Source organism: Aeromonas jandaei, assembly GCF_037890695.1.
Classification (GTDB): domain Bacteria; phylum Pseudomonadota; class Gammaproteobacteria; order Enterobacterales; family Aeromonadaceae; genus Aeromonas; species Aeromonas jandaei.
Genome location: NZ_CP149571.1, coordinates 1,949,190 through 1,969,108, shown reverse-complemented (window position 1 = coordinate 1,969,108; position 19,919 = coordinate 1,949,190). Strand labels below are relative to the sequence as shown.

18 protein-coding genes are annotated in these 19,919 nt (G+C 59.1%); 10 read left to right on the top strand and 8 right to left on the bottom strand.

Annotation, left to right across the window (positions count from 1 at the left end; translation table 11 throughout):
* Window positions 1–94 precede the first annotated feature (94 nt).
* The 5 genes from metK to gshB all read left to right on the top strand — a co-directional run bounded on the left by metK (window position 95) and on the right by gshB (window position 4,472).
* The gene (gene metK / locus WE862_RS09620) at window positions 95–1,246 is read left to right on the top strand and encodes a methionine adenosyltransferase (RefSeq protein ID WP_042030287.1); all 1,152 of its coding nucleotides are present in this window, start codon (window positions 95–97) and stop codon (window positions 1,244–1,246) included.
* 68 nt (window positions 1,247–1,314) lie between these two features.
* On the top strand, window positions 1,315–1,848 hold the full coding sequence (locus WE862_RS09615) for a SprT family zinc-dependent metalloprotease (RefSeq protein ID WP_042030286.1): 534 nt from the start codon (window positions 1,315–1,317) through the stop codon (window positions 1,846–1,848).
* 77 nt (window positions 1,849–1,925) lie between these two features.
* Entirely contained in the window at window positions 1,926–2,609 is a 684-nt protein-coding gene (locus WE862_RS09610; protein WP_339058736.1) for an endonuclease, read from the top strand.
* Window positions 2,610–2,672: 63 nt separating this feature from the next.
* Complete coding sequence (rsmE, locus tag WE862_RS09605) at window positions 2,673–3,404, top strand: 16S rRNA (uracil(1498)-N(3))-methyltransferase (RefSeq protein WP_042030282.1); 732 nt, start codon at window positions 2,673–2,675, stop codon at window positions 3,402–3,404.
* Window positions 3,405–3,518: 114 nt separating this feature from the next.
* A complete protein-coding gene (gene gshB / locus WE862_RS09600; protein WP_042030281.1) occupies window positions 3,519–4,472 on the top strand; it encodes a glutathione synthase in 954 nt (317 codons plus the stop codon).
* Window positions 4,473–4,566: 94 nt separating this feature from the next.
* Here gshB and WE862_RS09595 read toward each other — a convergent pair whose 3' ends face one another.
* The gene (locus WE862_RS09595; protein ID WP_042030280.1) at window positions 4,567–6,192 is read right to left on the bottom strand and encodes a methyl-accepting chemotaxis protein; all 1,626 of its coding nucleotides are present in this window, start codon (window positions 6,190–6,192) and stop codon (window positions 4,567–4,569) included.
* Window positions 6,193–6,310: 118 nt separating this feature from the next.
* On the opposite strand from WE862_RS09595, the gene WE862_RS09590 reads away from it, so the two are divergent.
* Both WE862_RS09590 and ruvX read left to right on the top strand, forming a co-directional pair.
* Entirely contained in the window at window positions 6,311–6,865 is a 555-nt protein-coding gene (locus WE862_RS09590; protein ID WP_042030279.1) for a YqgE/AlgH family protein, read from the top strand.
* 41 nt (window positions 6,866–6,906) lie between these two features.
* Complete coding sequence (gene ruvX, locus WE862_RS09585) at window positions 6,907–7,329, top strand: Holliday junction resolvase RuvX (RefSeq protein ID WP_033116074.1); 423 nt, start codon at window positions 6,907–6,909, stop codon at window positions 7,327–7,329.
* Window positions 7,330–7,385: 56 nt separating this feature from the next.
* Here the strand turns inward: ruvX and dtpB are convergent, their stop codons facing one another.
* The 7 genes from dtpB to ampC all read right to left on the bottom strand — a co-directional run bounded on the left by dtpB (window position 7,386) and on the right by ampC (window position 15,849).
* On the bottom strand, window positions 7,386–8,891 hold the full coding sequence (gene dtpB / locus WE862_RS09580; RefSeq protein WP_042030298.1) for a dipeptide/tripeptide permease DtpB: 1,506 nt from the start codon (window positions 8,889–8,891) through the stop codon (window positions 7,386–7,388).
* A 479-nt stretch (window positions 8,892–9,370) separates the two neighbouring features.
* On the bottom strand, window positions 9,371–10,342 hold the full coding sequence (gene yidZ / locus WE862_RS09575; protein WP_042030278.1) for an HTH-type transcriptional regulator YidZ: 972 nt from the start codon (window positions 10,340–10,342) through the stop codon (window positions 9,371–9,373).
* A 160-nt stretch (window positions 10,343–10,502) separates the two neighbouring features.
* Window positions 10,503–11,453 carry a hypothetical protein gene (locus WE862_RS09570; RefSeq protein WP_156128673.1) on the bottom strand — a complete coding sequence of 317 codons (951 nt, stop codon included), beginning with the start codon at window positions 11,451–11,453 and terminating at the stop codon, window positions 10,503–10,505.
* 18 nt (window positions 11,454–11,471) lie between these two features.
* Window positions 11,472–11,795: a Bor/Iss family lipoprotein gene (locus WE862_RS09565; protein ID WP_052448100.1), complete on the bottom strand. Its 324-nt coding sequence runs from the start codon at window positions 11,793–11,795 to the stop codon at window positions 11,472–11,474.
* Window positions 11,796–12,252: 457 nt separating this feature from the next.
* Entirely contained in the window at window positions 12,253–13,215 is a 963-nt protein-coding gene (gene yidZ, locus WE862_RS09560; RefSeq protein WP_042030275.1) for an HTH-type transcriptional regulator YidZ, read from the bottom strand.
* 18 nt (window positions 13,216–13,233) lie between these two features.
* Window positions 13,234–14,406, bottom strand: coding sequence for an MdtL family multidrug efflux MFS transporter (locus WE862_RS09555; RefSeq protein ID WP_042030274.1), 1,173 nt, complete (start codon window positions 14,404–14,406; stop codon window positions 13,234–13,236).
* A gap of 294 nt (window positions 14,407–14,700) precedes the next feature.
* A complete protein-coding gene (ampC, locus tag WE862_RS09550; RefSeq protein ID WP_082035423.1) occupies window positions 14,701–15,849 on the bottom strand; it encodes an FOX/MOX family class C beta-lactamase in 1,149 nt (382 codons plus the stop codon).
* 212 nt (window positions 15,850–16,061) lie between these two features.
* On the opposite strand from ampC, the gene WE862_RS09545 reads away from it, so the two are divergent.
* Genes WE862_RS09545 through WE862_RS09535 form a run of 3 tightly spaced genes read left to right on the top strand, consistent with a single transcriptional unit; the run spans window position 16,062 to window position 19,919 of the window.
* Complete coding sequence (locus WE862_RS09545; RefSeq protein WP_042030273.1) at window positions 16,062–16,982, top strand: AAA family ATPase; 921 nt, start codon at window positions 16,062–16,064, stop codon at window positions 16,980–16,982.
* Window positions 16,979–17,962, top strand: a complete 984-nt coding sequence (locus WE862_RS09540; RefSeq protein WP_042030272.1) for a DUF58 domain-containing protein — start codon at window positions 16,979–16,981, stop codon at window positions 17,960–17,962. The genes WE862_RS09545 and WE862_RS09540 overlap by 4 nt, the downstream gene beginning before the upstream one ends.
* Window positions 17,949–19,919, top strand: a complete 1,971-nt coding sequence (locus WE862_RS09535) for a transglutaminase TgpA family protein (protein WP_198493515.1) — start codon at window positions 17,949–17,951, stop codon at window positions 19,917–19,919. The genes WE862_RS09540 and WE862_RS09535 overlap by 14 nt, the downstream gene beginning before the upstream one ends.

Sequence of the window (19,919 nt, the reverse complement as noted above, 5' to 3'; positions counted from 1 at the left end):
ACTAAAATAGACGTCCAGATGTAGATACCTCTACACCGTCCTATTCATCCGGTTATTGCCGTGGCGATAACCCAGACAAGCTGAGATTAAAATCATGGCAAAGCTGTTTACTTCCGAGTCGGTCTCCGAAGGCCATCCCGACAAGATTGCGGACCAGATCTCCGATGCGGTGCTGGACGCCATCCTCAAGCAAGATACCAAGGCACGCGTTGCCTGCGAGACCCTGGTCAAGACCGGTATGGTCATGGTGGCCGGTGAAGTAACCACCTCTGCCTGGGTAGACATCGAACAGATCGTGCGCGATACCGTGCGTGACATCGGCTACACCCACTCCGACATGGGCTTCGATGCCGACTCCTGCGCCGTGCTGAACGCCATCGGCAAGCAGTCCCCGGATATCAACCAGGGTGTTGACCGCAGCGATCCGCTGGAGCAGGGCGCGGGCGACCAGGGCCTGATGTTCGGCTATGCCACCAACGAAACCGACGTGCTGATGCCGGCCCCCATCACCTACTCTCACCTGCTGGTGAAGCGTCAGGCTGAAGTGCGCAAGAACGGCACCCTGCCGTGGCTGCGTCCCGATGCCAAGAGCCAGCTGACCTTCGCCTACGACGACGCAGGCAAGATCATCGGTGTGGATGCCGTGGTGCTCTCTACCCAGCACGCCGAATCCATCAGCCACAAAGATCTGGTTGAAGCGGTACGCGAAGAGATCATCAAGCCGGTGCTGCCGGCCGAGTGGGTCAACAAGGACACCAAATACTTCATCAACCCGACCGGTCGTTTCGTTATCGGCGGCCCGATGGGTGACTGCGGTCTGACCGGTCGCAAGATCATCGTCGACACCTACGGCGGCATGGCCCGTCACGGTGGTGGCGCCTTCTCCGGTAAGGATCCGTCCAAGGTTGACCGTTCTGCTGCCTACGCCGCCCGCTACGTTGCCAAAAACATCGTTGCCGCCGGTCTGGCCGATCGCTGTGAAATCCAGATCTCCTACGCCATCGGCGTGGCCGAGCCGACCTCCATCAGCGTGGAAACCTTCGGCACTGCCAAAGTCGCCGAGGATCTGCTGGTCAAGCTGGTACGCGAACACTTCGAACTGCGCCCGTACGGCCTGATCCAGATGCTGGATCTGAAGCGCCCGATCTACCAGGCTACCGCTGCCTACGGTCACTTCGGTCGCAACGAGTTCCCGTGGGAGCAGACCGACAAGGCCGAGCTGCTGCGCTCTGCCGCTGGCCTGTAAGGTTCACGGTTGTGATAAAAGGGGAGCCTGGCTCCCCTTTTGCTTATCCGCCATTTGACGAGAACCCGATGTCTGCCACCTCTACCCGCCTCGACCCCGCCCTGCACCAGCAGCTGCTCGCACGCGTCGACGCCTGCTTTGTGCAGGCCGAAGCGCGCCTTGGCCGCACCTTCCCCCGCCCGCAAGTACATTGCAACATGCGCGGTCGGGCGGCGGGATCGGCGCGGCTGCAAACCTGGGAGCTGCGCTTCAATCCCGCCCTCTTTCAGGCCAACCAGCAGGCGTTTCTGGCCGAGGTAGTGCCTCACGAGGTGGCCCATCTGCTGGTCTATGCCCTGTGGGGGGAAGGTCGCGGCAGATCGCGGGTGCTACCCCACGGCCGCCAGTGGCAATCGGTGATGCGGGAGGTGTTCGGCCTTGAGCCCAGAACCACCCACAGCTTCGATCTGGCGGTTCTGGCCCAGCGCACCATCCCCTATCGCTGCCTCTGTCAGCAGCATCAGCTGTCGGTACGCCGCCACAACAAGGTGGTGCGTGGCGAGGCCCGCTACCACTGCCGCCGCTGCAAGCAGCCGCTGGAGCGGGTTGGCTCGTCGCAGTAAGCCAGCCGGTGTCGCGTCCCTGTGCTAGGGTGCCTCTCTGCTTTTTTCCGCCAACCATCTCATTGCCAAGGATCACCATGTTTCGTCCCCTGCTCTCTCTCGCCCTGACCCTGCTGGTCAGTCTGCCCCTGCATGCCCAGACTTTTCGCGCCGCCAAACAGGATCTGAACCGCCTCTATCAGGATCACCCGGTCACCTTCTACTGCGGCTGCAATATTGACTATCAGGGCAAGAAAATGAGCCCGGGCCTGGCCAGCTGCGGCTATGAGCCGCGCAAGCAGCCCAAGCGTGCCGCCCGCATCGAGTGGGAACACGTGGTGCCGGCCTGGGAGTTCGGCCACCAGCTGCAGTGCTGGCAGCAGGGTGGTCGCAAGAATTGCGGCAAGAGCGACGAGTTCAATCAGATGGAGGGGGACATGCACAACCTCTTCCCCGCCATCGGCGAGGTGAACGGTGATCGGGCCAACTTCCGCTTCTCCGACTGGAATGGCACCCCGGATCAGTACGGCCAGTGCCGGATGCTGGTGGACTTCAAAAATCGCCAGGTGCAGCCGCCCAAGGGGCCGGTACGCGGCCAGATCGCCCGCGCCTACCTCTACATGAGCCAGCAGTATGGGCTGCGTCTGGCGGCGCAACAGCGTAAACTGTTCGAAGCCTGGGACAGGCAGTACCCGGCCGACAGCTGGGAATGCGAGCGCAACCGCCGCATCGGCAAGCTGCAGGGCAATACCAACCCCTTTATTGAAAAGCAGTGCCGATAACCCCATCTATGGGCACAAGGGATTTAAACCCCCTCTTCTTGAACCAGAGACTGACACTGAGCCATGCGCATTCCACGTATCTATGAACCGGCCGCCCTGCAGGTGGGCCAGACCCTCGCCCTGTCGGAAGACGGTGCCAACCACATCGGCCGGGTGCTGCGCATGCAGCCGGGTCAGCAGCTCGAGCTGTTCAACGGCGACGGCAACCAGTACCCCGCCACCATCGCCAATGTGGGCAAGAAGTCGGTGGAAGTGACCATTGACAGCTGCGACACCCACTCGGTGGAATCCCCGCTGGCCATCCACCTCGGTCAGGTGATCAGCCGCGGCGACAAGATGGACTTCACCATCCAGAAATCGGTGGAGCTGGGCGTCACCTGCATCACTCCGCTTTTCTCCGAGCGCTGCGGCGTCAAGCTGCCGGCCGATCGGCTGGAGAAAAAACGCGAGCAGTGGCAGAAGGTGGTGATCAGCGCCTGCGAGCAGTGCGGCCGCAATACCGTGCCCGAGGTGCGCATGCCGATGGAGCTGGACGCCTGGCTGGCGGAAGAGACCCAGGAGCTCAAGCTCAACCTGCACCCGCGCGCCCCTTACAGCATCAACACCCTGCCCGTTCCCGAGCACGGCGTGCGCCTGCTGATCGGCCCGGAAGGGGGCTTGTCGAGCGACGAGATCGCCCGTACCGTGCAGGAAGATTTCAAAGAGATGCTGCTGGGGCCGCGGGTGCTGCGCACCGAAACCGCCGCCCTGACGGCGATTACTGCGCTGCAGTGCCGCTTCGGCGATCTCGCTTGATACCATCGGCCGCATCGATCAGCCCCATGGCAACCTCGATGCAGCCGCAAGCGGCCGATTACGCTGCGCTAATCGACCCTACAACCCCCTCGAGCCATTAAGAAGGAACAGCGGATGACCATTAAACTCGGCATCGTGATGGACCCCATCTCGGCCATCAATATCAAGAAGGACTCCAGCTTCGCCATGCTCGAAGAGGCGCAAAAGCGCGGCTACGAGCTGTTCTATCTGGAGATGAAAGACCTCTACATGGAGGCCGGTCGCGCCTTCGGTACCATGCGTCCGCTCACCGTCAAATATGACTATGCCGACTGGTACAGCCTGGGCGAGGTAGTGGATCAGCCACTCTCCAGCCTGGACGTGATCCTGATGCGCAAGGATCCCCCCTTCGACACCGAGTTCATCTACGCCACCTACATGCTGGAGCGGGCCGAGGATGAGGGTTGCCTCATCGTCAACAAGCCGCAGAGCCTGCGCGACGCCAACGAGAAGCTCTACACCGCTTGGTTTGCCGAGCACACCCCGACCACGCTCGTCACTCGCAGAGCCGACAAGCTGCGCGCCTTCCACGCGAAGCACAAGGACGTCATCCTCAAGCCGCTGGACGGCATGGGCGGCGCCTCCATCTTCCGCATGAAGGAGGATGACGCCAACGTCGGCGTCATCATCGAGACATTAACCTCTCACGGCAGCCAGTACTGCATGGCACAGACCTATCTGCCCGCCATCAAGGATGGCGACAAGCGGGTGCTGGTGGTGGATGGTGAGCCGGTGCCCTACTGCCTGGCTCGCATCCCGGCCCTGGGGGAGACCCGCGGCAATCTGGCAGCCGGTGGCCGTGGCGAGGCACGCCCCTTGAGCGAGGCCGACTGGGCCATCGCCCGTGCAGTGGGCCCGACGCTGAAAGAGAAGGGGCTTATCTTCGTCGGCCTCGACATCATCGGCGATCGGCTGACCGAGATTAACGTCACCAGCCCGACCTGCATCCGCGAGATTGAAGCGGCCTTCGACGTACACATCACCGGCATGCTGATGGATGCCATCGAGCGCCGGCTGGCCAAGGCTTGAGCTGTCTCAGCCACGACTACAGGCGATAAACAACAGAGGCGGCCCCGGGGCCGCCTCTTTTCTATCCTGCTTTTTTCTATCCTGCCTCTCCCCGTCAACAGCGGAACTGCCCCACCTTCACCTTGAGTTCGCTGGAGAGCTGTTCCAGCTCGTGGCAACTCTGGTTCAACTGGGAGGCGGCCTGTGTCGACTCGCTGGCGATGTGGGCGATATTGACCACATTGCGGCTGATATCCTCGGCCACCTTGCTCTGCTCCTCTGCCGCCGTGGCGATGTGGGTATTCATCTCGTTGATCACGTTGACCGAGCTGACAATCTCGCCGAGCGCCTGACCGCAGGCCAGCACGGTGCGGTTGGACTGCTCCACCTGATCCAGCCCCAGCTCCATGCTGGACGCCGCCTGAGTAGCCCCCTGCTGCAACTTGACGATGGTCTTGCCGATCTCCTCGGTGGAGCGCTGGGTACGCTGGGCCAGGGTGCGTACCTCGTCGGCCACCACCGCAAAACCCCGTCCCTGATCACCGGCCCGCGCCGCCTCGATGGCGGCGTTGAGCGCCAGCAGGTTGGTCTGCTCGGCGATGCCGCGAATGGCATCCATCACGCTGCTGATATTGCGGCTGTCATCGGCCAGCTGGGTGATCATGGCAGCGGTGTTCTGGATCTGGGACGACAGCCCGGACATGCACTGGATGGCGTCCGCCACTATCTGGTGACCGTGACGGGCACTCCCGTCGGCATGGCGCGCCGCATCGGCAGCATTGTTGGAGCTGTTGGCCACTTCCGCCACGGTCGCGCTCATCTGGTTCATGGCCGTCGCGGTCTGATCGGTCTCGGCCTGCTGCTGGGCAAAGCGCTGGCGGCTCTCGACGCCGATATGGGCCAACTGGGCCGACTCTCTGGCAAGCTGCTCCGCCATGCCGTTGATCTGGGTGATGAGCTCGCGAAAATGGCAGATCACGTCGTTGAGGGAGTGGGCCAGCCCGCCCATCTCGTCCTTGCGCAGCACCGGCGCCAGCTTGCTCAGATCGAGATCCGTTTGCATGCCGCGCAGGATCCCGCCCATGGCAGCCAGGGGCTGGCTGACGCTGCGCCCGGCCCACACCCCGAAGAACAGGATGCAGGCGCCGCCGACCACCAGCAGCAAGACAAACAACCGGTTGAGCTGCACCCTGAGCCCGTTGAGCTCGGTCATGTTCTTCTCGGCCTCCTTCAGCTGATACTCCACCAGGGCGCTGATCCCGTCGCTGACCGGGTCGATCACTCGATAGAGCGGCATGATATGGGCGGCCAGCTGGCCCTGATTGCTCCCCTGCATGTCGGCCAGGATCTGCATCACCGCCTCAATCTCCTGGTCTGCCGCCGCAAACAGCCCCTGCATCTGGTCGGCTTCCCGCTGCTCCGCCTGGCTCATCGGCTGACTGCGGTAGCCCTGCCAGATGCGCTTGATATCCTGCTGGGCGGCGCTCATGTCCGCGCGCGATCTGGCGGGGTCAAAGCCCCCCACATTGGCCTTGTTGGCTGCATCGATCACCTTGACCGCATAGAGATCGGCGATCTGCTTGAGCTCCTTGAGCTGCACCACCTCCCCCTGATACATGCTGTTCATGCCAGCCATCAGCTGTGACATCGCCTGAACAGCCCCGATCACCAGCAGCACCAGTGCCAGCAGGGGTACCACACAGCCCAGGATCAACTTCTGTCTGATCGAAATACCTTCCATGGTGTTATCTCCATCCTGACTCTGGCGGGGAACCGGCCCGCAAGCGGTAAAAAGCGGTTTTGCCCGCCTCGGCGAACTGCCATAATTGACCCAAATACCTTTGCAATATTTGGCCCATATGCAAACACTGCAAAATCACTTCCTGCTCGCCATGCCGAGCCTCTCCGATCCCTATTTCGAGCGTTCGCTGGTCTATCTGTGCGAACACAGCGAAGAGGGTGCCATGGGGCTGGTGGTCAACATCCCGGTGGACATGTCGCTGGATGCCATGCTGACCCAGCTCAAGCTCACGCCCCCGACCGTTGCGGAACTCAAGCAGCCGGTGGTGCAAGGGGGGCCGGTGCACGCCGATCGTGGCTTTGTACTGCACAGCTTCCGCCCCGGTTTCGGCTCCACGATGCAGGTGGGGGACGAAATGATGGTGACCACTTCAAAGGATATACTGGAAACCTTGGGTACGAGTGAGGCTCCCGATCATTGGCTGGTGGCGCTTGGTTACGCTGGCTGGAGTGCCGGACAGCTGGAACAGGAGCTGGTTGATGGCGCCTGGCTGGTGATCCCTCCCAATCCTGACCTTATCTTCAAAACCCCCATCCACAAGCGTTGGCAACAAGCTGCGGCCAGCATCGGGGTTAACCCGATCCACCTATCCAGCGATGTCGGCCACAGCTAACCCCTGCGACGCATATTGCGTTGCATTTCGAGGATTTTTTCATGTCATCACGCAGTATCATGGGCTTTGACTACGGCACCAAGAGCATTGGCGTTGCCATCGGCCAGGAGCTGACCGGCACTGCCCGTCCCTTGCGCGCCCTCAAGGCCAATGACGGCATTCCCAACTGGGACGAAATCGAGAAGCTGCTCAAGGAGTGGCAACCTGACCTGCTCATTGTCGGCCTGCCCCTGAACATGGATGGCACCGATCAGGAGATCACGGTTCGTGCCCGCAAGTTCGGCAACCGCCTGCACGGTCGCTTCGGCAAACCGGTCGAGTTCAAGGATGAGCGACTCACCACCACGGACGCTCGTGCCCGCCTCTTCGAACAGGGTGGATATCGCGCGCTGGAGAAGGGCAGCGTGGACGGCGTATCGGCGCAGCTGATCGTCGAAGCCTGGATGGAAGAGCAGTACAACTAAGCCATCAACAACAAGGCAGGGGGTGTGCCCCTGCCTTGTTTGCATCTATCTCTCCGTCACGCCTGTGACTGCGGCGCCAGCAACCCCTCTTCCTCCTGCGGTGCGGCATTCATCATCCGGTTCAGCCAGGGCACCATCAGGCCCATCACCACGGCGATAATCAGGGTCGCTATCCCGATCTTGCCAAACACGCCGGTGTAAATTGGCAAAGTCAGCAGCGGATCCGTAACCCCTTGCGGTACGGCGGTGAAGGTGGCGACATAGCCCCCGAGCAGCGATGCCATCGCCTGGGTCAGGAACCACATCCCGAGGATAAAGCCCATCAGGCGTTGCGGCACCAGCGCTGCCACCATGGCCAGACCCAGCGCACTGATCATCAGCTCGCCGATGCTCTGGAACAGGTAAATAAGCACCATAAACCAGGGCGAGGTGAGCCCCTGCTCATCGGCAAACCACCAGCCGGAAGCAGCGGCAGTCAGGAAACCGAGCGAGCAAAAGAACATCCCGAGGGTAAATTTGAGCGGCATGGTGAGATCCCGCCCCTTGCTGCCCATCCGGGTATAGATCACCGCCAGCACCGGGCTACCCACCACCACCCAGAAGGGGTTGAGCGCCTGGAAGCTGACCGGGTTGACGCTCATGCCCAGCATCTCGTGATGCATGTTGTTGATGGCAAAGAAGTTCAGTGAAGTCGGCATCTGGGCGTACAGCACATAGAAGAGCACCGCCTCCAGCATCAGCACGAAGGCCACATACATCTTGTTGCGACCCAGGGGGTCGAGCTTGAACGCCTCGCGAAAAAAGACAATTACCACGGCGATAGTCACCGTCATCAGCACCATGTTGGCGATCACCACGTGGTGCATCAACCAGGCACAGAAGAAGACCATGACCACCGAGCCAGCCAATACCATCAGCAACTTACCGTAGTTGAGGGGCAGATGATCCGGCTCGGAGCCGATATCTTTCACCATATTGCGGCAGGCAAAGAAGGTGAGCAGCGCAATCACCAGCCCGACACCGCAGAGGTTGTAGGTGACGGTATAGCCGTAGTGATCGGCAATGACCGGAGCCAGCGACAGGGAGATGAGCGAGCCGATATTGATCGACATGTAGAAGAGGGTAAAAGCACCATCCAGCCGCGGATCCTTCGGGGCATAACATTTGGAGAGCAGACTGGCCGGGTTGGCCTTGAACAGGCAGTTGCCGACCGCGATGGTACCGAGCGCATAGAAAATCAGGTCAGGATTGTAAATCGACATGCCGGTCATAAAATAGCCGATAACCAGTACAACCGCCCCCAGCACCATGGTGCGCTTGGTGCCGAGAATATGGTCGCCAACATAACCACCAATCGAAATAAGGCCATATACCAGCGCCGAGAAGGCGCCGAAGGTGATAAACGACTGCTCTTGGGAAAAGCCCAGCTGCTGTACAAAGAAAACCGCCAGAATTCCCTGCACGCCGTAATAACCGAAGCGCTCCCAGAGTTCGACAAAAAATATCATGAAGAAGGGTTTGGGCTGTTGTAACAACCCGGTCGGTGCTGTTGCTGGATGCATATTCATTAACCTGCCTCTATTGCTGCTTGTTGTTATTCAGATAGCGATGGTCACCATCAGTGAAATATCCGGTGGCAAGCCCAGCCAGCTACTCCGGATTGCACCAGATAAAAGCAGGCAGTGAGATGAAAGCAGGCCTTCATCTCGGCATTTCACAATGGTTGACCAGACAAGGGGCGACACGGGCTCACCAGAGGGGTCGCAAATTGAAATAGGGAGATGAATCCAGCCCCGTCATTCCAAGGTGAGCTATGCTATGTCACTGGAAACTAATGAACTTGCTAGTCGATCACACTTTAAAATCTAACAATCATGACATTTTCTAATGAAACTGAATTACTATTTCTCTTGCATCAAGGGTCACCTGAGACGTGATTTTTCCTCTGACATGTGCTTTGAAAGTCCTCACACGAACCTCACTGTACGACCAGACCATCCCGTATGAAATAAAAAAGCCGGAGCACTATGCTCCGGCTTTTTCAGATGGCAGCCGTCCTTGATTCCCGGTGATAGAGCCGCCGGATCTCGTTCAGCAGCCATATGACCTTGGCATCCTGATTGTGGCGCTTGTGCCAGAGCAGAATAAAGGTCAGCTCCAACTGCTGGTAAAGCTCCTCGGGCAGCGGCAGTGGCATGGTAATGAGGTTGGGATGATATTTGGCCGCGTGTCCGGCGCAATAGGAGGGCGCCACCGCAATCAGATCGTTGTCGGGCTGGGAAGCGATATGCAGTGACTGCTCGAAACTCGAGACCATCACGGGGACCTTGCGGGCCATCCCCTCATCTTCCAGCAGCAGATCCAGCCCCCAGGTCTCCAGAACCTCCAGCACTACGCTGCTATGAGGGCACTCCAGAAAGTTCTCCAGCGACCAGGGCTGGCGAAGCAGAGGATGATCCTGACGCAAGAAGACCACGGGTCTGTCGCAGAAGAGCACCTCATGATCAATGTAATAGGGCAAATTGCTGAGCTTGAGCTGGGAGCGGCTATAACTCTCGCGCACACAGACCCCAAGCTCGGCATCGCCGTTGACGATATCGCTGAGCGAGTTGCGATTCCACCCCAGCATCTTGACCACCGAGTTGGGATACTTCTCGTGGATCATCATGGGCAAATCGTTCAACAAGCTGTTGTAGAAAGGCGACTGCATCACCAGCGTGAACCTTGCCCCATCTGGGATCGCATCACTGTTTAGCGCAGCGATACGCTCGGTCAGCGGGAACCAGACTTTCAGTTCTTCATCCAGCGTCAATGCCAGATTGGTGGGCTGCAACTCCTTGCGGCCGCGCACAAAAAGCGGGTCGCCAAACCACTCCCGCAGCTTGGCCAACGCCTTGCTTACGGTAGAAGGGCTCACACTCAGCTGTGTAGCAGCCCCGGCAACACTCCGCTCAGCCATGAGGTACTTGAATACCACCAGCAGATTCAGATCAAGTTCACTCAGTGTGCGCATTTATCTTCTCGTCAGACGTTCAAAGGTGGCCGCTTTTGCATGGTATCGACCCGCCAACCCGATGGTCATCACGGAGGTAACCCCGGCTGACAAGCAAGGGCTGATAACGGCAAAAGCCGAGCCATCTACGCCAATACAATCATGTCCCCCTGCTTTTCTCCTAGCTCTTTTGCATCATGAACATGACGCCATCCAGAGCCGGGAAGCCAACCATCAACATCTCTGCCCCACTCTCGTTTTTAAACGTCGTGGCATAAGCGACCTCACCATCCTTGTTGGCTTTGGCCAATCCCCCGGTATTGAGATAATCGCGCGGAGTCCAGTTTGATCCTCTTGCCGGGTCAAATGCACATTTATCAAAGCCGGTAATAGTAAATCGTTCAAATTTTCTGATACTGTTCGAGGGTTTCCCCTCCCCCAGCAAGGTACATCCCGCAGCAGGGAGCTCCATCGATATACTGATTTTGTCACCGTTGCGCGTTGTCTCCACATTGCCCAACATATCGGTGCCAAGTCCATTATTTTTATGCCAGGAAGCAGTATCAACATGACGGGTATTTATCTGGGTTAACGCCATTTTACCAGACCAGTTGGGATACATTGATGTTCCGGCACTGGACAGGTCCAGTGTTTTTACAGAGTGGCTGATATCATCAAGTATTTTAACTTTGTTATCATCGGCAACACTTTCACTTTTGTCAGCTAAAAGTGTGGGTGAGCCAATCGTCACACTTACGCGGTGAATAACTGACTCTGGCAGAGAGGTGTCTTTGGCAGGTGATTTCTTTATACTCCATACCGTTGATGTTGAGTCATCATCAACCCAAATATGCCACTGCGGTCCATTAATAACAGTGGGAATATAATTTAATACAAATCCAGTTTCTCCACTGCGACTATCATTCCTCGCAAGACTGGAACGATAGAGCACATGATCAGTTTTACGCGGAGCCATTGTGAGTGCTGAATTATTTTTAACACCTGTCAGTTGCACATGAGGTGCCGGACCACTCTGCTTAACTACGGAACTCTGTTCATCAGAGCCTCCACCGCACCCGTAAAGAGCGACCAGACATACGTTCGCCAATACTAGATTATTCCGTCGACTCACCTGATATCTCCTTTGTTTTTATACTGCGCAATAAACTCTGGCCGAGCGTGGTGTATAAAACCCGCCCGTCATACCACTTAACAAAGTGTCAAGAAAGCCGACTTTTGTTTCGACTTTGACAACATTCTCAACACCATTGCAGATAGAGGCGGCATCAATCTTGTCATTCAAACCGACATCGATATCCGCAAAGAAAAAATGGTTGGTTATATCTTTTGAGGACATGTTCTTGTCTTTGCCAAGATCATGTATATGTGATGCGTTGATATCAATGACCTGTTTGGCACAGCCACAATTCAACACTGTCAGTAAAACGATAATGCAAGCTTTGCCATTCATCATTTACATTGCCTTATCAGATTTCGTCAGGATATAAGTGAGGACTCCAATAGTCATATAAAACCCACTCTCAGCAACAGAGTAGATATGACATATCAGAAAGTCATGAAAATACACTAAATAATGGCGCTATTTATCAATAGCGAGCCATAGGCAAAACATCCGGATGTAAAAGCAGGGTAGTAGTGACGAAGCAAGCCAGTTTATTGGTATTTTTTATTAGAGGTTTTATATCTGCATCAGATTTTCCCCGATGAGATAAAAAGCCATTATTATTTTTGGCAGTATGTGACAAACAGAATCAGGTCGTCTATAGAAAAAACAGAAGTCGAAAAATTCCATTTTGGAAATGATGTTATCGATTTGTTCCCTGACGCTAATATCCGGCTGATGGAAAACCCTCCCTGGTTCTCAAACAGCTCGTCACCTCGCAGCCCTTGGCTCCGTTCGATAGAGCCGATTATTGTCCCGACTCCCGGTTATAGAGCCGCCGTATTTCGTTGCGCAACCACATAACCTTGGCATCCTGATTGTGCCGCTTGTGCCACAGCAGGATAAAAGCGATCTCCAACTGCTGATAGAGCTTCTCCGGCAGCGGCAACGGCATGGCGATCAAGTTGTCATGGTGTCTGGCCGCATAGCCACCGCAATAGGAGGGGGCTACCGCGATCAGCTCGTGACTCGACTGGGCGGCAATGTGCAGCGCCTGTTCAAAGCTGGAGACCATGATGGGTACCTCCCGCTGCAGCCCCTCCTCATCCAGCAGATTGTCGAGTGCCCAGGTATCGTTAGCCTCCCACACCATGCTGACCTGGGGACTGGCCAGAAAGTTCTCCAGCGACCACTTCTGCTGGAGCAGGGGGTGATCCTTGCGCAGGAAAGCCACGGGCCGATCGCAGAACAGCACCTCGTGATCGATGTAATAGGGCAGCCGGTTCACCTTGGCATGCGAACGGGCATAGGTCTCCCGGGCACAGAAACCGAGGTCGGCATCGCCGTTGACGATATCGTTGAGGGAGTGGTGATCCCAGCCCAGCATCCTGACTACCGAGTTGGGATACTTCTCGTAGATGGTCATCGGCAAATCGCTCAGGAAGCTGATGTAGAAGGGGGACTCCATCACCAGGCTGAATTGGGCACCATCCGGGATCGCCTCGCTGTTGAGCGAAGTGATGCTGTCGGTCAGCTGATACCAGACCTTGAGCTCCTCCTCCAGGGTCAACGAGAGGTTGGTCGGCTGCAACCCCTGCCGAACCCGCACGAAGAGGGGATCGTCAAACCACTCTCTCAGCTTGGCCAGCGCCTTGCTCACTGCCGATGGAGTGACACAGAGGCGCTTGGCGGCACCGGCCACACTGCGCTCCTGCATCAAATACTTGAACACTATCAACAGATTCAGATCGAGCTCACTCAGCGTACGCATATCTCTCCTCATCGACGCTTATCCTCGCGACTGCGCTTCGCGAACGGCAAACCATGGTACCAACCCTTTGACGGCGAGATAACTGAGCAGAGTCAATAACAGGGAGTAGAACAGCATGCCGGACGGGGTAAAGCCGAGCTGCCCCATCAACCAGATGTAGAGACCGGAGAGACTAATCTGCATGACGCAGAGCACCGCGCTGGCGAATGCCACGTTGTGCTGACAACCATCCAGCGCTTCACCCATGGCCACCCCGAAACCGCAGGAGAACCCGACACAGACCAGCGCAAAAGCGGTCAGCAACAGGCGAACATCATTCTCCTGCAGCAAGCTGCCCAGCAGCAGAAGCGCCGCCAGCAGATAGGCCAGATGAGATACCGCCAGCATCCGCTGCTTGCCAAGCAGGCGCAGCAGCAGGGGCATCAGAAAAGAGGTGGACATGCTCACCCCGGCCATCACCATCATGACGACGGAGTACTGCTCGGGAGAGAAGCCCAGCTCCTGCATCAGGATCAGGGGAGAGACGCTGACGTAGACCAGAATGGCCGTCACACTGGCGCTGGTCAGCAGAGAGAGCAACATAAAGCGTGCAGAGCGCAGCAACTCGAACGGCAGACGGCTATCACTGACTGCGGAACTCGCCGGGCGGGTCTCCTTCAGCAACACCATATTGACCAGCCCGGTGAGGGCCGCGACCAGCGCCATCACCACGAAGATCCCCTGCCATGCAAAGCGGGAGAGGATCAGATAACCAAGCACCGGAGCCAGCACCGGGATAACGCAGATAACCCCGTTGATCATGGAGAGCGCCATTGCCAACCGCTCCTTGTTCAACACATCCCGCAACACGGTAAAAGTCATGATATAGAGCGATCCCGCCCCGACACCCTGCCAGAAACGGCCCAGATAGAAGTGAATGACATCGGTCGCGTTGGCAGCCACCAGCGAGGCGGCAAGAAAAATGATGGCACCGCCCAGCACCACGGGGCGACGACCATAACGATCGGCAATCATACCCCCCAACAGGACTGTCGCGGCCATGCCAAAGAGGTAGATGGAGAAGGCGGTGTGGATCTGCGCCTCATTGGCCTGCAGGCTCTCGGCAATCCGGGGGACGGCGACCAGATAGAGATCGATGCCGACCGGATAGAGGATGATCATCAGGAAGGCGCACAGCAGAAAAGTTCTCATGGAGGCTCCGTAGCAGAAATCTGGCCCCTGTTCTGCCAAAAGCGCGGCAAACAGCAGGCAAGCGGGTGAATATGCGGAGCACTATAGGGGGGAGCTACCACCACACCTAGTGAAGAGATGGCGATCGATACATTCCAAATTGGAAATATTGTTTCTACCGATGTGCGATTAAGGCAACTGGATGAACAAACCGCCAGGCAGAAGAGCACCGTGAGCTGAGTAAAAATAAATGCGATAAAAAGTGCGCCGGGCAATCCCGGCGCACTCGCTTGCGGTAAAACGCTGCCTCCGTGATTAGTCGGCCAGCTTGCTCAAAATGGCGTAGGCCGCCTTGATCCGGGCATCGTTGGGATAGTTGCGGTTGGCCAGCATGACGATGCCAATCCCCTTGGCCGGGACAAAGGCGACATAGGCACCAAAGCCGTTGGTCGATCCCGTCTTGTTGTAGAGCCGCTGCTCCCCCATATCTTTGGGCGCGGCAAAGCGTTCCACCGGATTGGCCTTGTAGCTCACTGCCGGCGAGTTGCCCGCCAGCAGCGCCTGCTCGGTGACGGGATAGGCATAACTCTCCCAGCCCAGCCCCTGAGTCATCCCTCCTACCGAGAAGAAACCGGTATGAGTCATGGCAATGGCCTGCTGCATGGTTGCGTCACCGCATTTGGTCATGTTGGCCTCGACAAACTTGATGAAATCCGCCGAGCTGGTCTTGATGCCATAGGCCTCGTCCGCCAGCACTCCCGGATTGACCCGGATCGGTTTCTCCTCTTTGGCATAGCCGTAGGCGTAATCGCCCATGGCTGCCGCAGGCACCTTGAGGTAGGTGTGGGCAAGGCCGAGCCCCGGCAACAGGGTCTGGCTCATCAGCTGCTCGAAGGGTTGGCCCAGAGAGCTCGCAGCCAGATAGCCGAACAGACCTATGCTGGGGTTGGAGTACTCCCGCTGGGTACCGGCGGCAAAGAGCGGCGTCCACTGGCGGTAGTAGGCTTGCATCTTCTCTGCCGAGTCGACCGCATCGGGGAACTGCAGGGGCAAGCCGCCAGCACTGTAGGTGGCAAGATCGGCCATGGTCACACCATCAAAGGCAGAGCCTTTCAGCCAGGCTGCGTGCTGGCTCACCTTGTCATCCAGCTTGAAGCCCCCCTTGACCACGGCGTAGGCACCGAGGGTCGCGGTCAGGGTCTTGCTGACCGAGCCGATTTCAAACAGGGTCTGCTCGCTGACGCGCTGACCGCTCTCCCGGTTGGCAACACCATAGTTGAAATAGTGGGCCTTGCCATCTTTCAGTACGGCAACCGCCATTCCCGGGATCCGGTACTCCTTGAGCACGGGTTGAATGGCGCCGTCCACGATGGCGGTGAGAGGAGCATCCTGTGCAGCAGAAGCGAATGCAGAGATCAGCAGGGAACCCAGCGCCAACCGCGAAAGAGTTGTTGGTTGTTTCATGACATCTGTCTTGTGGTGAGTTGAGAAGTGCATCATAAGGAAACTTGGTGAGCTGAGCGTGAACAACGGTGAAGTCGATGTGAAGTCATTGAAAAAACGGGCCATTTCAATGGTTTTACGGCGTACTGAGCCCGCCCTGAGCGACTGGCGTATAAGCTGTAGGTGCCAAAAAAGAGAAGCAAGATACGGACAAGCCGAAAGCGGGAGGAGTAGTGAAATCACAGGAACAGATCACGGCGGTGCTGACAGCGCTGGAACAGGTGATTCTGGGTAAACCGCTGCAGCTCAAGGTTGCACTGGTCACCCTGCTGGCCCGTGGCCACCTGCTGATCGAGGATCTGCCCGGCATGGGCAAGACCACTCTGGCTCAGGCGCTGGCACAGGTATTGGGACTGAGCTGCCGCCGGATGCAGTTTACCGCCGATCTGCTACCCGCCGATTTGCTGGGCCTGCAGATCTTTGATCCCCGCCAGCAGCACTTCACCTTTCACCCCGGCCCCATCTTCACCCAGGTGCTGCTGGCCGACGAGATCAACCGCGCCAGCCCCAAGGTGCAGAGCGCGCTGCTGGAGGCGATGGCCGAGCAGAAGGTAAGCATCGAGGGGCATACCCATCCCCTCCCCACTCCATTTTTCGTCATCGCCACCCAGAACCCGGCCGATCAGGCGGGCACCTATCCCCTGCCCGAATCCCAGCTCGACCGGTTTGCCGTGCGGCTTTCACTCGGTTTCCCTCCTCGCGAGGCGGAGCGCAGACTGCTGCGCGGCCAGCAGCTGAGCCAGCCTCTCCCCTGCCTGCTGGACGCCGATGCCCTGGCCCTGTTGCAAGCCGAAGCCGAGGCCATTCATCTCTCGGATGCCACCCTCGACTACCTGCTGGCACTGGTACAGCAGAGCCGTTTTGATGGCGAGCTGCCACAGCCCCTCTCCCCCCGTGCGGCCCAGACCCTGCTGGCGGTGAGCCGGGCCTGGGCGCTGGTGGCCGGACGACGCTTCGTCACAGTGGAGGATGTGCAGGCGATCTTTCCCTATGTGGCGGAGCATCGGCTGCGGGGCAGCTTTGGCGTGCAGCACGGCGAAGCCTGCCCCCTGAGCCAGCGGCTGCTGGCCAGCGTCGATCCGGATCGGCCATGACTGACTGGCGCCGGCTAAGGGATCGCTGGCAGCTGCGCTGGCTTGATCGCCGCATCCCCCCGTCACGCCAGATCACGCTGGGGCCGCGCAGCCTCTTCATCCTGCCCACCCGCATGGGGTTGCTCTATCTGCTGGTACTGCTCGCCATCTACCTGCTCGGCACCAACTACCAGAACAATCTGGTGCTGCTGGTCGCCTACTGCCTCGGCAGCCTGTTTATGACGGCCATGTGGCTCACCCATCGCAACTTGCAGGGTCTGGCCTTGATGGGAGGGCCCACCATCACCGGCGAGGCGGGCAGCCAGCTCTCCATCAGAATACGGGTTCAGAGCCCGCGCCCGATCTACGGCGTTCAGTTTACCCTGGGTGATGGCGCGCTCTGGCAGGCCGAGATAGGCTCCACGCCCCTCGACCTGCTGTTGCCGGTCACGGGTCTGCGCCGCGGTCGCCTCCTCCTTGGCCGGCTAAAAGTCGAGAGCCGCTATCCCCTCGGCCTCTTTCGCTGCTGGTCGTTGCCGGATCTGCAACTGGAAGGGTGGGTCTACCCCAAGGCTGTCTATGGCCCGCTGCGGGAAGGTGAGAGCACCACAGCCGACGAACAGCAGGGGGATATGTTGCCAGCCGCCATTGGCGACTTTGATACCTTGCGGGCCCACCAGCAGGGCGAAGCCATGAGCCGGATCGCCTGGAAACAGCTGGCTCAGGGGCGCGGCCTGCTGAGCAAACAGTTTTGTGAGCCGCATCGGGCTGGCCGCCATCTCAGTCTGTCGCGGGTAGCAGGCGGCGATCTGGAGCAGCGGTTGGCGGTACTCGCCTGGTGGTGCTGCAACTATGGCAAACAGGGGCTTCCCTTCTCCCTGACGCTGGCCCGGGAGACGTTGGGGCCTGATAGCGGCCCCGCATTTGTGCAGCGCTGCCTGCTGGCACTGGCGCAACTGGATAACCCGGCAGACGAGGGCAGAACGGATGCTGCTCGATAACCGGCGCCTGCTGCCCCTCATCGCCCTGCAACAGCTGCTGATCATTGCCGCACTCTGGCCCCAGCTACAGCTATGGGTCATGGCGGTGGGCGCCATCACCCTGTTTACCCGCGCCATGATGCTGTGGCGCGGATGGCGGCCTCCACCGGCACGAGTGCTGGCGATACTGGCCATCGGCTGTTTGCTGATGCTCCTGCTGCAGTGGCGGGGATTGGGCACCCTGCCCGCGCTGGTCAACCTGCTCTGGCTCGGCTACAGCCTCAAGCTCATCGAGGTCCGGCGCGATCGGGATGTCGAACAGGTGCTGCTGCTCGCCTTCTTTCTGATTGCGCTGGCACTGGTGCAGCGCCAGAGCATCGGCTGGGCGCTGTTGCTGGCACTCTCGCTCTGGCTGGCGGTCACTGCACTGGTCAATGCCGCGGCCCCACAACAAAAGCACCCATGGCGCAGCGCGGGCGGCGCCCTGCTGCTCGCCCTTCCCCTGCTGCTGACCCTCTTTATCGTGCTGCCAAGGTTGCCACCACTCTGGCAGATGCCGACCGCAACCCGAGCCCTGACAGGCCTCTCGGAAGAGGTGGCCCCTGGCGACATCAACGAGCTGGTCAGCTCCTCCGAGCTGGTGTTTCGCGTCACCTTTGCCGATGGCCCGCCGCCGCAGTACGAGCGCTACTTTCCGGTCATGCGGCAGGAGTATTTTGACGGACGGCGCTGGCAACTGAGCACCGAGGTGAAGAGATGGCAGCAAACAGTCCCCTTGCTGAACGTGACATCCACGCTATCAGATAGCCCGCTGCCCGCGGGGAGCTATGAAGTGCTCGCAGAGCCACAGCGCCATCGCTGGGCCTTCGCCATGACGGCGCCCCGTGTGGTGGCGGGGCCGGTACAAGCCACTCCGATCGCGACTCTCTACCGGCAGGGGAGCAACGAGCTGGCCATCCGCTATCGGGCAAGCACAGCGACTCTCCCCGACGCGACAGAGCGTGAACGGCAGCGCAACCTCCAGCTACCTGCCGAGGGCAATCCGCAGGCGCGGGCCTATGCCCGGGAGCTTGCCATCCATTATCCCGAACCGAGCGCGCTGGTCGGCGCCCTGATGACCCGATTTCGCAGCCAGCCTTACGCCTATACTCTGACGCCACCGCGGCTTGGCCCGGATGGGGTGGACGATTTCCTGTTCGATACCCGGCGGGGATTTTGTGGCCACTACGCAATGGCAACTGCCTTTGTGCTGCGGGCAGCTGGTATTCCGGCACGACTGGTGACCGGCTATCTCGGTGGCGAGTGGAACCCGCAAGGCAGCTATCTGGCAGTCCGCCAGTTCGATGCCCACGCTTGGGTGGAGTATCTCGACCGGCAGCAGCATTGGCAGCGCATCGACCCGACCGCAGTCGTCGCACCGGAGCGTATCGAGGGCAATATGGCGCAGGCGCTCGGCGAGCAGTTTGCCGCCGCCGACCCCCTCTCTTTGCAGCGCTATCGCAGCTGGGCCCTGCTCAACCAGTTGCGTTGGTGGGGCAACAATCTCGACTACCAGTGGAGCCGGTGGGTATTGGGACACGATGCCGACCAGCTCTGGCAACAGGTTGCGCTGCGCTGGCCATCGCTGGCCGGGCAGACCCCCTGGCTTATCCTGCTCAGTTTGCTGCTGGTCGCTCTGATGGTCAGCCTGCCGCTCCTCTGGCCTGCCCGCGAACCCGCCCCCCTGCGGATCTGGCAGCCACTGCTGCGTCGGGGAACAGCGGCCGGCTGCACAGTGCAAGCGGGCGAGACGCTGGGCCAGTGGTGTGAACGACTGGCAACGCTGCGTCCCGCTCTATCCCGCCCCTTGCTGCAGGCGGCCTGGCTCTACCGGCGTTGGCGTTACGGGCCGCTCACCGCCCATCAGCAGAAACGCTGCCAGCGACAGCTGACACGGCGAGTGCACCAGATTTGCCAGAGCTGGGATCGCCAGCCATAA